At 70.9% G+C, this 13,086-nt stretch carries 11 protein-coding genes and 3 pseudogenes; 6 read left to right on the top strand and 8 right to left on the bottom strand.

From position 1 onward, the window contains the following. Positions 1 to 43 precede the first annotated feature (43 nt). Both V4Y03_RS33655 and V4Y03_RS33650 read left to right on the top strand, forming a co-directional pair. Positions 44 to 2,587 carry a sensor histidine kinase KdpD gene (locus tag V4Y03_RS33655; RefSeq protein ID WP_332437728.1) on the top strand — a complete coding sequence of 848 codons (2,544 nt, stop codon included), beginning with the start codon at positions 44 to 46 and terminating at the stop codon, positions 2,585 to 2,587. Positions 2,588 to 2,732: 145 nt separating this feature from the next. Then, entirely contained in the window at positions 2,733 to 3,755 is a 1,023-nt protein-coding gene (locus V4Y03_RS33650) for a hypothetical protein (RefSeq protein WP_332437727.1), read from the top strand. Positions 3,756 to 3,796: 41 nt separating this feature from the next. Here the strand turns inward: V4Y03_RS33650 and V4Y03_RS33645 are convergent. Further along, a pseudogene (locus V4Y03_RS33645) lies at positions 3,797 to 3,932 on the bottom strand (slipin family protein); the annotation flags it as partial. Positions 3,933 to 4,103: 171 nt separating this feature from the next. Here V4Y03_RS33645 and V4Y03_RS33640 point away from each other — a divergent pair. After that, complete coding sequence (locus tag V4Y03_RS33640) at positions 4,104 to 6,632, top strand: sensor histidine kinase (RefSeq protein WP_332437726.1); 2,529 nt, start codon at positions 4,104 to 4,106, stop codon at positions 6,630 to 6,632. 728 nt (positions 6,633 to 7,360) lie between these two features. Here the strand turns inward: V4Y03_RS33640 and V4Y03_RS33635 are convergent. Then, positions 7,361 to 7,435 (bottom strand): annotated as a pseudogene (locus V4Y03_RS33635) (TetR/AcrR family transcriptional regulator); the annotation flags it as partial. A gap of 178 nt (positions 7,436 to 7,613) precedes the next feature. Between V4Y03_RS33635 and V4Y03_RS34055 the strand changes: the two are divergent. Beyond that, positions 7,614 to 8,210, top strand: a complete 597-nt coding sequence (locus tag V4Y03_RS34055; protein ID WP_443079921.1) for a molybdopterin cofactor-binding domain-containing protein — start codon at positions 7,614 to 7,616, stop codon at positions 8,208 to 8,210. A gap of 32 nt (positions 8,211 to 8,242) precedes the next feature. Here the strand turns inward: V4Y03_RS34055 and V4Y03_RS33625 are convergent, their stop codons facing one another. From V4Y03_RS33625 to V4Y03_RS33615, 3 genes are all read right to left on the bottom strand, one after another. Further along, positions 8,243 to 8,818, bottom strand: a complete 576-nt coding sequence (locus V4Y03_RS33625) for an NADPH-dependent FMN reductase (protein ID WP_332437725.1) — start codon at positions 8,816 to 8,818, stop codon at positions 8,243 to 8,245. 57 nt (positions 8,819 to 8,875) lie between these two features. Further along, a complete protein-coding gene (locus V4Y03_RS33620; RefSeq protein ID WP_332437724.1) occupies positions 8,876 to 9,343 on the bottom strand; it encodes an ester cyclase in 468 nt (155 codons plus the stop codon). Positions 9,344 to 9,477: 134 nt separating this feature from the next. Continuing rightward, complete coding sequence (locus V4Y03_RS33615; protein WP_332437723.1) at positions 9,478 to 10,101, bottom strand: TetR/AcrR family transcriptional regulator; 624 nt, start codon at positions 10,099 to 10,101, stop codon at positions 9,478 to 9,480. Between the two features lie 212 nt (positions 10,102 to 10,313). Between V4Y03_RS33615 and V4Y03_RS33610 the strand changes: the two genes are divergently transcribed. Together V4Y03_RS33610 and V4Y03_RS33605 are read left to right on the top strand one after the other, a co-directional pair. After that, a complete protein-coding gene (locus V4Y03_RS33610) occupies positions 10,314 to 10,523 on the top strand; it encodes a three-helix bundle dimerization domain-containing protein (protein WP_332437722.1) in 210 nt (69 codons plus the stop codon). Between the two features lie 430 nt (positions 10,524 to 10,953). After that, positions 10,954 to 11,175, top strand: a pseudogene (locus V4Y03_RS33605) (FAD-dependent oxidoreductase); the annotation flags it as partial. 68 nt (positions 11,176 to 11,243) lie between these two features. Here V4Y03_RS33605 and V4Y03_RS33600 read toward each other — a convergent pair. From V4Y03_RS33600 to V4Y03_RS33590, 3 genes are all read right to left on the bottom strand, one after another. After that, positions 11,244 to 11,678, bottom strand: coding sequence for an ester cyclase (locus V4Y03_RS33600; protein ID WP_332437721.1), 435 nt, complete (start codon positions 11,676 to 11,678; stop codon positions 11,244 to 11,246). A 34-nt stretch (positions 11,679 to 11,712) separates the two neighbouring features. Beyond that, a complete protein-coding gene (locus V4Y03_RS33595) occupies positions 11,713 to 12,261 on the bottom strand; it encodes a dinucleotide-binding protein (RefSeq protein WP_332437720.1) in 549 nt (182 codons plus the stop codon). 187 nt (positions 12,262 to 12,448) lie between these two features. Beyond that, positions 12,449 to 12,913 carry a MarR family winged helix-turn-helix transcriptional regulator gene (locus V4Y03_RS33590; protein ID WP_332437719.1) on the bottom strand — a complete coding sequence of 155 codons (465 nt, stop codon included), beginning with the start codon at positions 12,911 to 12,913 and terminating at the stop codon, positions 12,449 to 12,451. Positions 12,914 to 13,086: the final 173 nt, after the last annotated feature.

Below are 13,086 nucleotides of genomic sequence, written 5' to 3'. Positions count from 1 at the left end.
TCGCCCGCACACGCTCTGTCCGACATCGACGAGAAACGACACCATGGGACGCGGAAAGCTTCGAATCTACCTCGGCGCGGCACCGGGCGTCGGCAAGACGTACTCGATGCTCTCGGAGGCCCACCGGCGGGTGGAGCGCGGCACCGACTGCGTCGTCGCCTTCGTCGAGCACCACAGCCGGCCGCGTACGGAGGTGATGCTGCACGGCCTGGAGACGATGCCGCGCAAGGAGATCGCGTACCGGGACACGGTCTTCACCGAGATGGACGTGGACGCGGTCCTCGCCAGGAAGCCCGCCGTCGTGCTCGTGGACGAGCTGGCCCACACCAACATCCCCGGCTCACGGAACGCCAAGCGCTGGCAGGACGTCGAGGAGCTTCTCGCGGCCGGCATCGACGTCATCTCCACGGTCAACATCCAGCACCTGGAGTCGCTCGGCGACGTCGTCGAGTCGATCACCGGGGTGAGGCAGCGGGAGACCGTCCCGGACGAGGTGGTACGCCGCGCCGACCAGATAGAACTGGTGGACATGTCGCCGCAGGCGCTGCGCCGCCGCATGGCCCACGGCAACGTCTACAAGCCGGACAAGGTCGACGCGGCCCTGTCCAACTACTTCCGCCCCGGCAACCTGACCGCCCTGCGCGAGCTGGCGCTGCTGTGGACGGCCGACCGGGTCGACGAGTACCTCCAGGAGTACCGCACCGAACACCGTGTCTCGAAGATCTGGGGCTCCCGGGAACGGATCGTGGTGGGTCTGACCGGCGGACCCGAGGGACGCACCCTCATCCGCCGCGCCGTCCGGCTCGCCGAGAAGGGCGCGGGCGGCGAGGTCCTGGCCGTCTACATCGCCCGCAGCGACGGACTCACCTCGGCGTCCCCGAAGGAGCTGGCGGTCCAGCGGACCCTGGTCGAGGACCTGGGCGGGACCTTCCACCACGTCGTGGGCGACGACATCTCCACCGGACTCCTGGAGTTCGCCCGCGGGGTCAACGCCACCCAGATCGTCCTCGGTGTCAGTCGCCGCCGCTCCTGGCAGTACGCCTTCAGCCCCGGCGTCAGCGCCACCGTCGCCCGCGAGTCGGGGCCCGACCTCGACGTCCACATCGTCACCCACGACGAGGCGGCCAAGGGCCGAGGTCTGCCGGTCGCCCGCCGCGCGAAACTGGGGCGGTCCCGCACCATCTGGGGCTGGCTCGTCGGCCTCGCCGGACCTGTGCTGCTCACCCTGCTGCTCAGCGGTGCCCTCCCCGACATGGGCCTGGCGAACGACGTCCTGCTCTTCCTCGCCCTCACCGTCGCCGCCGCGCTCCTCGGTGGCCTGCGCCCGGCCCTGGCCTCGGCGGCCGTGGGATCGCTGCTGCTCAACTACTACTTCACCCCTCCGATCCACGAACTCACGATCGCCGACCCGAAGAACGTGGTCGCCCTGGTGATCTTCGTGGGCGTGGCGATCTCCGTCGCCTCCGTGGTCGACCTGGCCGCCCGCCGCACCCACCAGGCCGCACGTCTGCGTGCGGAGGCGGAGACGCTCTCCTTCCTCGCGGGCAGCGTGCTGCGTGGCGAGACCGGCCTGGACGCCCTGCTCGAACGTCTCCGGGAGACCTTCGCCATGGAGTCCGTCGCGCTCCTGGAGCGCCGCGACGACACCGAGCCGTGGGCCTGCGTCGCCGTCGTCGGCCCCGGCCGCCCGGTCGGCCGCCCCGAGGACGCCGACGTCGACATGCCGGTCGGCGACCACCTGGCGCTCGCCCTGACCGGCCGCGTCCTGCCCGCCGAGGACCGGCGTGTGCTCGGCGCGTTCGCCGCCCAGGCCGCGGTCGTGCTCGACCGGCAGCGCCTGGTCGACGAGGCGGAGGAGGCCCGCCGGATCGCCGAGGGCAACAAGATCCGCACTTCTCTCCTCGCCGCCGTCAGCCACGACCTGCGCACCCCGCTGGCCGGCATCAAGGCGTCCGTCTCCTCGCTGCGTTCGGACGACGTCGACTGGTCGGAGGAGGACCGCGCCGACCTGCTCGCGAACGTCGAGGAGGGCGCCGACCGGCTCGACCACCTCGTCGGGAACCTCCTGGACGTCTCGCGCCTGGAGACCGGGACCGTGACCGCCGTGCTCCGGCAGACCGACCTCGACGAGGTCGTCCCGATGGCGCTCGTGGGCGTGCCCGACGACAGCGTCGAGCTCGACATCCCCGAGACCCTCCCCATGGTCGTCGTCGACCGGGGCCTGCTGGAGCGGGCCGTCGCCAACATCGTCGAGAACGCGGTGAAGTACAGCCCCGCCGGCACACCGGTCCTCGTCGCTGCCAGCGCGATCGCCGAGCGCGTCGAACTCCGCGTCGTCGACCGAGGCCCGGGCGTCCCCGACGAGGCCAAGGACCGCATCTTCGGCGCCTTCCAGCGCTACGGTGACGCCCCACGCGGAGCGGGCGTGGGCCTCGGCCTCGCGGTCGCCCGCGGCTTCGTCGAGGCCATGGGAGGCACGGTCACGGCGGAGGACACCCCCGGCGGCGGTCTCACCATGACCATCAGCCTCCGCATGGAGGACGGCGCCCCGCCCTTCCACCCCGACGCGACGACCGAGCCGACATGACCACTCGGTAGGGAACCGAAGGGCTGGATGATCAATCGTGGTGCCTTTTGGATCAGTTGCCTACCGTGGTGATCGCGAAGGAAAGAAGGAGCTCGGCGCGGGGGAGTGGTGAGTCCGTCCGGGCGGACAGGAAAGGGGGAGTGCGGTGATCGAATCCGAGCACTCGCGTGGGAAGACGCGCACGGTCAGGGTGAAGGTGCTCGCCGCCGTTCTGGCGGTGGCGGCGGCCGGCGGCGCGGTCTGGTTCGGACTCGCCGGGGACACGGCGTCCGGCGACGACCTGGGGGACAGCTGCCGGGGGTCGCTGGCCGTCGACGAGGCCCGGACGTTCTTCGCCGGTGCCGAGCTGGAAGCGCGCGGGCACACCGGTGAATGGGTCGGATACGACACGGAGTGGTGCTCGGTCACGGCGCGCGGCCAGGACTCGGGGCCCACGCTGAGGCTGCAGATCCGCCCCGCCGCCGCTCACCGGGCCAGCGGAGCGGCGGGGGAGGCCTCCGCGACGCCCGTCGGGTACGGGTGGAACGGTTCGTTCGTCGGCCGGCGCCGGCCCGAGGCGGCGGTCCTCGTCGACTGCGCCGCGCTGCCCGGCAAGGGCCTCCTCGTGCTGACCGAGGCCATGGCCGAAGTCGAGGACCTGACGCAGGAGCAACTCCTCCAAGTCGCCCGGCTCGCTACGGAGACGGCCCGGAACACGGCAGGCCGCTTCCACTGCGAAGGAGCGCTCGGCACACGCCCGTCCGAGGTGGACCTGAGCGAATGGCGCGAAGTTCCGCCCGCCCGCGCTAGCGGGACCTGCAAAGGCGCGGTCAACGCCGCGACCTTGACCCGGCTGGGCGTCACGGCGGTCTCCGAGAAGCCGGCCGGCCGCGCGCTGACCGAGGCCTGCGCGCTGAAGCGCGGAGAGAAGACACTCGCGGAGCTGACCGCCTACTACGGACCCTCCGCCGAACAGGAGATGTACCTGGACGGCCGCTACCCCGGCAGCGTCGAGGGCGACACCACGCGCACCCTCACCTGCAAGGGCGCCCTCGGGACCGCGTACGTCAAACTGATCCGCCCGTCCGGCGGCAAGGACGGCCGGCGGGACCTCGGGCCCACCGACGTCCAGGAGTTGCTGGGCAGCTTCGCGGCCGCGTCGACGGCCCGCCACGGCTGCCCCGTGTGAGCCGGCACGAGGACAAGGACGTCGAACCGGCCGCCGCCGGGTCGGGCTGCTCGGTCGCGGTGCCCCTCGGAGTCTTCGCGACATCGACCGCTTCAGCGACTCCGGCAGCTGTACGTCCTTGATCTCGGCCCGGTCGATGTGGACGCCCCGGCCGGCCGGGGGGCTGTCGATCATCAGAAGGCGGTTCGACACAGGTCAGGCCGGCCGAGCGGGCCACGTGGATGCGGTTCTGAAGTCAGGAGCACGTCAAAGTAGTCGGTGTCCGCACCGGTGTCGGAGCGTGACGGGGGCCGGGCGCGCATGATGGAGGGAGAGCGCGTGGGCATGGCGTATCGGTAGGAGCCCCCGATGGCGCGAGGACGATTGCGGATCTACCTCGGGGCCGCCCCGGGCGTGGGAAAGACGTACACCATGCTCGAGGAGGGGCAGCGGCTGCGCGCGACCGGTGCAGATGTCGTCGCCGGATTCGTCGAGCCGCACGGACGCCGGCCGACCGCCGAGATGGCCGAAGGTCTTGAGACGATCCCCCGGCGCACCATGACCCACCGCAGGGCGGCCTTCACCGAGATGGATCTGGACGCGGTGCTCGCCCGGCGCCCGCAGGTCGCCCTGGTCGACGAGCTGGCCCACACGAACGTACCGGGCTCGCGCCACGCCAAGCGGTGGCAGGACGTCGAGGAACTGCTGGAGGCGGGGACGGACGTCGTCACCACCCTCAACGTCCAGCACCTGGAATCGCTGGGCGACGTGGTCCGGCAGATCACCGGCGTCCCGCAGCGCGAGACCCTGCCCGACGAGGTCGCGCGCCGCGCTGACCAGATCGAGGTGGTCGACCTTCCACCGGAGCTTCTGCGCCGCCGCATGCTGCACGGAGAGATCTATCCCTCCGACCGCATCGAGGCCGCCCTCACCCACTACTTCCGCGTCGGCAACCTCACGGCCCTGCGGGAACTCGCCCTGCTCTGGCTCGCCGACCGTGTGGAGGAAGGGCTTCAGCGCTACCGTGCCGAGCACGGCATCACCGCTCCCTGGGAGACCCGCGAGCGCATCATGGTCGCCCTGACCGGCGGCCCGGAGGGCGAGACCCTGATCCGCCGCGCGGCCCGGGTCACCGCCCGTACGCCGGGCAGCGAGCTCCTGGCCCTGCACGTCGTGCCGAGCGACGGACTCGTCCACGCCGACCCGGCCGCCCTCGCCGCCCAGCGTGCGCTGGTGGAGTCATTGGGGGGCAGCTACCACCAGACGACCGGCGACGACCTCCCCGAGACCCTGCTGCAGTTCGCGGAGGCCGAGAACGTCACCCAGATCGTCCTGGGCGCCAGCCGGCGCGGACGGCTCTCCACCTTCCTGTACGGAAGCGTGGGACACCGCACGATCCGGCGTTCGGGCCCGATCGACGTGCTCGTCGTGACCCACGAAGAAGCCGCCGGGCCGTCCTCGCCCCTGCGGTTGCCGCACCCGACACACGCCACCGGACCACGGCGCTTCCGGGGCGCGGTGCTGCTGGCCGCGATCGCGCTGCCGGCGCTCACTTCGTTGCTGGTCGCTCTGCGCGGCCATGTGGACCTCGCCTTCGTCCTTGTGCTCTACCTCCTGACCGTCGTGGTGGTCGCCCTCGTCGGCGGGCTGGTACCCGCCCTGATCTCCGCGGTGGCGGCGGGACTGCTCGCCGACTACTACTTCACCGTGCCCCTGCACTCCCTGAACGTGCAGCACACCTCGGACGTCCTCGCTCTGCTGGTCTTCGGCGTCACGGCCATCGTGGTCGGCTCCGCCGCGGGGACGGCCGCGCGCCGCACGTACGAGGCGGTTCGTGCGAGATCCGAAGCACGCGCACTGAGCAGGCTGGCCACCGCCCTCATACGCGGCCAGGACCTGCCGGCTCTTCTCGAACAGGTCAGGGAGGACTTCGGTCTGGACGCCGTCAGTCTGCTGAAGGAAGACACCGAGCACCCGGCTGAGCCGCGCTGGTCCGTCGTCGCCGCCGCCGGAGAGAACCCGCCGGAACGTCCGTACGACGCGGATGTCGAGACGCCCGTGGACAGCTTCGCCCCCGACGGAGTGACGCTGGCGGCGCGCGGTCGCAGCATGAGCAGCGACGACCAACTCGTACTCCGCGCGTGCGCCGCTCAGTTGGGCATGGCGTACGCGCACGGGCGGCTCGCCGTCGCGGCGGCCGAGACCGGCCTTCGCGCCGAGGCAGCACACACACGGGCCTCGCTGCTTCTCGCGGCGAGCCGTGATCTGCGGGCCCCGTTGCATGCTGCGGAGGAGGCGTTGCGGCGTCTCTCGGATCCCGCCCCATCGAACGCCCGGCCGTCGGCCGAGGAGGACGGCCGGTTGCTCCAAACGGCCCGGTCATCGGTGCGTCGTGCCGCTCAGCTCGTCACCGACCTCGACGACCTCAGCCGCCTGCGCGCCGAGTCCCTCGATCTCTACCTGCGCCCGGTCGACCTCGACGAGGTGCTGACCGCGGTCCTGGACACCCTCGGCCCCGGCAGCGACAGGATCCGCTGCACCCTGCCGGAGCACCTCCCCGACGCGATCGCCGACGCGGCGGTGCTCACCCGCGTACTGGCCGCGTTGACAGCGGAAGCCCTGCGCCGCACCCCGCCCGAGGAGCCCGCCCGCCTGACCGCCGAGGTACGGTCCGGTCGGCTGGTGATACGAGTGGGGGACGGGACCGGACCCGGGACCGGCAGTGCGGCGCCGATGACGACCGCGAGCCCACCGACGGACAGCGTGATCCTGCGACTGGCCCGCGATCTGACCGAGGCCATGGGCGGCACCCTGGACTCCCTGACGCCCGGCCCACGGTTCGCGATGGCGCTCACTCTTCCGGCAGCGGTGCCCCACGCGGCGCGTCCTGCGCCGTAGCGGCTCGGCGGGCCGGGACGCGGCCCATCTGCATCCGTCACGAAGTCGGCACCGATGCCGAAGTCCCCCTGCGCGTGGACGCCGTAGGCGCTCTGCTCGAAGCGCCGGAACCGCGGGCCGGTACGGAGCGCGTGCGGCCCGGGCGCTCTACGTCGACCCCGGTACCCGATGTGGGCCCGCGAGCTCTGTCCGGCGAGATGGGGTGTGCCCCGGCCCCTGCTCAGCTCATCGGCTTGGGCCAGGTCCGGCGCACCTGGCCGCCGGTCATGGCGGACAGGTGCGCCGGGGCCCGGCGCCAGGCCGAAGCCGATCAGCAGGACCTCGGCGTAGCGGCGCCAGGCGTCGGGGGCGATGTCGTATGTGCGGTCGGCCACGGCGCCGACCATGTGCAGGAAGGCGTACACGTCGGCGGCAGCGAAGTCCGTACGGGCCGCGCCGCTCGCGACGGCCCGTTCCGCCAGACCCTCGACGAGCCGGGCGAGCTCGTCGCGCATGCGGGCGATCGGTTCCGCCTCCACACTCGCGTGGGCGAGGACGACCTCAATCGCCCGGTCCCCGGCCCGCCGCGCCGCCGCCTCCATGAGGTAGTGGCGCAGTGCCTGTCCAGCGTCGAGCTGTCGGGCGGATGCCGACGCCAGGTCGAGGAAGGTGGTGAACCGTTCGGTGAACAGGGCGTCGATCAGCGACTGGAGGTTGGGGAAGCGGCGGTAGGCGGTGCCGACTCCGATGCCCGCCTCGCGCGCGATCTCGTTGAGAGGGACGGTCGCCCCGCACTGCGCGTACAGCCGGGCAGCTGTCCGCATGATCAGCCGGCGGTTCCGTTCCGCGTCCGCTCGCAGCGGGCGCGTAGGCTCCGGGGTCATGCCGGGACGCTTTCCGTCGTCGAGGTGCGGCGCAGGGGGCCGGCCAGGAGCAGGGTGCCCGTGACAGCGCTCCACAGCAGCCACCGTGGAACAGTCCGACCAGCACCATCGCCACGCCATGCGCGACGGCCAAGGCGATGAAGGCGCGCCGGGCGCGACCTGTGACGAGGCGGGGCAGGAGCACAACGCCGGTCGCGAACAGGATGCCCTCGAGCGCGAACGACACGTTCATCAGCGGATGCAGGGGAGAACAGAGCTCGCCGCCCTGGGCGTTCGCCATGGGCCGACGGCGATTCCTGGTGGTGTCCACGACTGCCGTGGGGCTGACCCTGCCGGTTCCCCGGTCCGCGTCCGGCGTTGCCCCGGGCCTGGTCCCGGCGGGAGCCGAGACGACGTCGACGGTCGGGCTGACCGTCAACGGGGAGCGATCGGAGGTGTGGTGGGCGGGATCGGGATGGCCCTGCTTGAGGGCACGGTCACGGACCACCGCGACGGCCGGATCATCAACGCGAGCCTGGCCGACTACCTGGTCCCGGTCAACGTCGACGTTCCCGAACTGGACGCCGCGTTCATCGACACCGAGTGCCCCCTGGTGGACCCCATCGGGGTCAAGGGGCTGGGGGAGATCACCATCGTGGGAGTCCCGGCCGCCATCGGGAACGCGGTCTTCAACGCCACCGGCACACGCCTGACGGACCTTCCCATCAGGCCGTGAACCGAGGGGTGATACGTCCCTGGCCGAGAGGCTCATGTCGTGACGGCTGCGGTGGCCCGAAGGGGTGCGAGCGCCGTGGTCCAGGCGACGACCTGGTCGAGCGTGGTGTCCAGTGCACGGAGGTTGTGGTCGGCGGGCCTGAACACGCTGAAGTTCTCGAATTCGGTGTGGAGCGAGAGCGTGACCTGCTGGCGCACGTCGGCCATCTGGAGCTCGGCGGCGACCAGGCGCAGCTGCTCGGCGGACCGCACGCCGCCCGCGACGCCGTAAGAGACGAGACCGAGGGCCTTGTTGTTCCACTCGGCGTAGAGGTAGTCCAGGGCGTTCTTCAGTACGCCGGGGATGCCGTGGTTGTACTCGGGGGTGACGATGACGAAACCGTCATACGCGGCGATGGTCTCGGCCCAGCGCCGGGTGTGCTCGTGCTCGTACCGTCCGAGCGACGGCGGCAACGGCTCGTCGAGAAGGGGGAGGGGATGGTCGCGCAGGTCGATCAGCTCGAAGCGGGCGTCGGTCCGGCGTGAGGCGTGCTCGTGAACCCATCGCGCCACTTGGTCTCCGACGCGGTGGGGCCGGGTGCTGCCGAGGATGATGCCGATGGTGAGCATGGCTTGCCTGCCTTCTTGCGGTTCCCGGAATCTCAGGGACACGCGCTGCCTGGAAGGTCAGCTCGGGACGACGGGGGACGCCGTGACGGCGGCGGCGAAGTCCGGCGGTACCCCGAGCTGGGCGAGCATGACGCTGAGCCCGACGTAGCAGTTGAATTCCTTGATCCTTCCGTTCTCGACGTACCAGAAGTCGGCGGTGGGGATGCCGAGTCCGGCGCCGGTCGGCCGTACGGTGCCGGCGGGGGTTTCGAACGGGCCGGTGAAGGTGCCCTCGATGGTCAGCTCGACGGCGACGACGTTGCCCATGACGTGGATGCGGTGCAGTTCACGGTGTACGTCGGGGGCCAGTGCTCCCATGAAGGCGACCAGGTCGCCCAGGTGCTCACCCCGGTAGCTCTCGCCGGCGACCACGTTGTTGAACACGCCGTCCTCGGCGAACAGGTCCATGAAGCCCTGCACGTCCAGGACGCTGCCCTCGGCCGCTTCGTACGCCGCCCGGACCACGGCTTCCGCGTCGCTGATCACGATGTCCTCCCACTCGAGAGAGACTGATCAAACCCTTGATTGAAATGATGCTCGTGGCGGCGACCTCATGTCAAGCAAATGATTGAATTCTTGCGCGTGCCGTGCCACGGCGCTCTGCTCGGTGGCCTCAGGGGCTACGGGGCTCCCCGAAATGCGCCGGCCACGACTGGGATGAGCATGCGCTCGACCCGTTCGGAGGGCTCGGCGGCCAGCTCGGTCCCGATCGGCGCCAGCGCGAGCCAGTTCAGCAGGCCGGCGGCACAGCGGGTGCGGAAGACAAGCTCCCGCTCGTCGACCTCGGGAAGGTTGGCCGCCAGTACCCGCAGCGCCTGCCGTCGGGCCTGCTCGAACTTCCCCGTCAGCCTCTCCCACCCTTCCGGCGGATCGATCCCGACTCGCGCCACGGTCCGCATCACGGCCAGAGCCGGCCCCCCGGCTACGAGCGCGCTCATCATCGGCCGTGCGAACGCTTCGGCCAGCTCGCTCAGGGTCGCACTCCCCGCCAGAGCTTCGAGTTCCCGGATCTGTGCGTCAAGGTACTGGTCCAGCGCATGCTCGATCGCCATGTCGCACAGCGCCTTCAGTGATCCGAAGTGGTAGCTCACCGCTGCGACGTTGGCTCCGGCGTTCTGGGTGATCTCGCGGAGGGTCACCCCGCCCTGTCCCCGTTGTGCCAGCAGCTCGAGAGCGGCGGCCAACAGGTCGTCGCGCGTTCGCTGACCGGCCCTACGGCGAAGGTCCGTCTTTTCTGGCCTCACGATTGAAGTCAAGCGACTGTTTGACTTCAATGTCAAGCAGTCGCCTGAACCGGATGTATAGCTCTCGGCGTGACGTGGGCGGCCTCGCCGGGTGCCGGGAAGGCTGTCCAGTCCGGTGGACGATCCTGAGTCGACCGAACGCCGGCTTGCCACCTGGGCGGGGTGCGTCACAGTGAGGGGAGGTCCCGTCGCACGGAGGAAGGCTGTCCCCGATGCCGGAGGAAACCGAGGATGCCGTCGCTCTCCTCCTCCACGTCACCGAACGACTCCTGAAAGCCTTCCCCGGCCTGGATCCCCGCATCGTCCGGGGCGCGGTACGCACCGCCTACGCGGACCTCCGCTACGCCCGCGTGCGCACCTACCTTCCCGTCTTGATGGAACGTCGTGCCCATGACCTCCTCTCGGCGGCGGAGCAGGAGTAGGCGTCTGCTACCTGCCGGTGCATCAACGATCTCGCCTCCGGCTTCGAGCCCCTCTCCGGCGATCCTCCCGCTATCTCGGGCGTCCCCCCACGCGGACGAGGACTGGAGCACGCTCGCCGACGCCCTGGAGAACGCCTCAGGGGATCGCACTCCGCACGTGGCCGCGCTCGGTTCCCGACTGCTGTCGGGAACTCCGCGGACACGCCAGAAGCGGGGCGTCCAGATGCTGCTCAACGGCATGCTGCACACGCCGGTTCCGGGGCCCTGACCGGGCTCGGTGTCATCCGCGCCGCGTGCGGTCATCATGCTGTTGGCCCATGTGAGCGCATCGCGGATGGGCGCGGATGCCGCCGTGCTGTCCCCGGCCGAGGGCCTCGCCGCCTCACAGATGTCGCCCGAGGGTACCCAGTTCCGGCTGGAGTTTGTCCGCCTACTTGGCGAGCTCACCGAACCCGAGGCCACCGTTCGCTGGGGCCGTATGACCACCGGCGCTCGGCCGCTCGGTGCCGGTCGACATGAGGTGACGTTCGCCGACGGCACGGCGGTCACCACGGACCTGCTCGTCGGTGCCGACGGAGCCTGGTCGCGCGTACGCTCGCTGCTCTCCGACGCGAGGCCTGTCCACAGCGGCATCTCCTTCGTCGAAGCCGACCGACGCGCCGGCGGACACCGTCTGATCGGACGTGGTCATAGGGCCGTCCGGGCCGGTGGCGGGGCCCGCTACCCGATGGCGGGCAGGCCGCCGAGCTGCTGCATGAGCGAGAACAGGTTCGCGACGCCCCAGTGCTCGGTGATCTTCCCGTCACGCACCCTCATGGCGTCCACGGTGTCGAAGCTGATCAGCCTGCCGGTGGGCGCGATCCCGAAGAACTCGCCCTTGTGGGTGCCGTGATACGTCTTGTACGTGGTGACGAGGTCGCCGTCGGCGGACTGCCAATGGATGACGGGCCGAAAGTCGGGGAAAGCTTCGCGGAGCACCTGGTACAGCTCGCGCGCGCCCGCCTTGTCGGCGGTGCGGCCGGGCTGCGGCGTGTGGTCGAGGAAGTCGTCGGCGAACAGCTCGTCGAAGAGGGCGAAGTCACCGCCGCCCTGTACCTCTTCGGTGTTGCGGCGGACGACCGCCTTGGCTGCGTCGCTCGGATCGCTCTCGCGCATGGGGTTCCTTCGTGGGGAGTGGGGGGCTGGTGGCTCAGAGCTCGCCGGGGGACCCGTAGCGGTAGAAGAACGGGCCCATCTGTCCGGCCACCGCACGGGTCAGCGCCGAGCTGTCTTCGAGCAGGCGGGCACCGGGGTCGAGGTCGCCGACGAAGACCGGGTCGTGCCCGGCGTGCCTGATGAGTTGTTCGGTCGTCTCCCGCGCGGCCGGTTCGGCGGCGAAGAGGTTGCTCGGGCGTACGCGCTGCGCCGCGATCCGGTCGTACATCGCGGCGAAGTTCGTCGAGAACGACTTCGCGGTCGGTCCGCCGACGATCGACTTCACCTGGTGGGACAGGGACGGGAAGGAGTCGTCCCGTGGCCCGTAGAGGTTGCAGGCGTCGATGGTCACCTGTCCGGCCAGCCCCGACACCCGTGCCAGTGCTTCGGCGATCGCCGGGCCCGGTACCGCGACCACCAGGACGTCGGCGCCGGCCGCGTCTCCGCCGTCGCGGCCGAGACCGGTCACCTCGTGGCCGGCCTTCTCCCACAGGCCCGCCAGTCCGCCCCCGACGTGCCCTCGTCCGACAACGGTGATCTTCATCCCGACTCCTCGCGTAGGTCTGCCACGACGGACACTCGCAGCGAGTCGGCCGACTCGCGTCGGTGAAGGTCGCCTAGGCAACGGGGTTGCGTAGGGTCTGCCGACGGCGTGATCGAGTACGGCGCCGCACCGCCCGTGCGAGCACCGGGCCATGATCGGCCATGGGAGCGGGCGGACGGGGGAGCGGTCAGTCCGTGTCGCGCGGGAGCGAGGCGAGAAGCCGGCCGAAGAGCACGCCCAGGGTGTTGACCTCGTCGGGGGAGAGCGGGTCGAAGAAAGAGTGGCGGACCGTCTCGACGTGCCGCGGTGCGGCGGCCTCGAGCGCGTCCCGGCCCCGGGGGGTCATGCGCACCATCGAGCCACGCGCATCGTCCTCGCACGGCTCGCGGACGACCAGACCGCGCGTCTCCATCCGGCTGACCTGATGCGACAGCCGGCTGCGCTCCCAGCCCAACTGCGCCCGGAGCGCCCTGGCGCGCAGGACGTCGCCCGGCGACTCGGACAGGGGGACGAGGACCGCGTACTCGGTCCCGGACAGAGTGGAGTCGCGGGCGAGTTGCCTGTCCATGACGCTTTGCAGTCGGCGCTGCAGGTCCCGGTACTGCTTCCAGACAGCCGCCTCACGCTCGTTCAGCCAGCGTGGTGGGTTCATGAGGCCAATCTTCCGGGTGCGGGTCCGATGGTGCGGAGATCGTAGCCGGAGGCCCGTCCGCGGCATCGCGCGGTGTCCGGATGCGGCGGTGGCCGGGTGGTGTATCCGAGGGCGCTCGGCGTGCAGGCGACGACCGAGCCAAGACCACCCTGGCTTGTTGACACGTCAACAAG

It is taken from the genome of Streptomyces sp. P9-A4 (assembly GCF_036634195.1).
Lineage (GTDB): Bacteria > Actinomycetota > Actinomycetes > Streptomycetales > Streptomycetaceae > Streptomyces.
This window is presented reverse-complemented; position numbering and strand designations above follow the sequence as displayed.

Coding starts and splice junctions, on each gene's coding strand:
- V4Y03_RS33600 (WP_332437721.1), bottom strand. CDS start 11,678: ATGCGCGAGAGCGATCCGAGCGACGCAGCCAAGGCGGTCGTCCGCCGC.
- V4Y03_RS33640 (WP_332437726.1), top strand. CDS start 4,104: ATGGCGCGAGGACGATTGCGGATCTACCTCGGGGCCGCCCCGGGCGTG.
- V4Y03_RS33625 (WP_332437725.1), bottom strand. CDS start 8,818: ATGCTCACCATCGGCATCATCCTCGGCAGCACCCGGCCCCACCGCGTC.
- V4Y03_RS33590 (WP_332437719.1), bottom strand. CDS start 12,913: ATGAACCCACCACGCTGGCTGAACGAGCGTGAGGCGGCTGTCTGGAAG.
- V4Y03_RS33610 (WP_332437722.1), top strand. CDS start 10,314: ATGCCGGAGGAAACCGAGGATGCCGTCGCTCTCCTCCTCCACGTCACC.
- V4Y03_RS34055 (WP_443079921.1), top strand. CDS start 7,614: ATGCGCGACGGCCAAGGCGATGAAGGCGCGCCGGGCGCGACCTGTGAC.
- V4Y03_RS33595 (WP_332437720.1), bottom strand. CDS start 12,261: ATGAAGATCACCGTTGTCGGACGAGGGCACGTCGGGGGCGGACTGGCG.
- V4Y03_RS33655 (WP_332437728.1), top strand. CDS start 44: ATGGGACGCGGAAAGCTTCGAATCTACCTCGGCGCGGCACCGGGCGTC.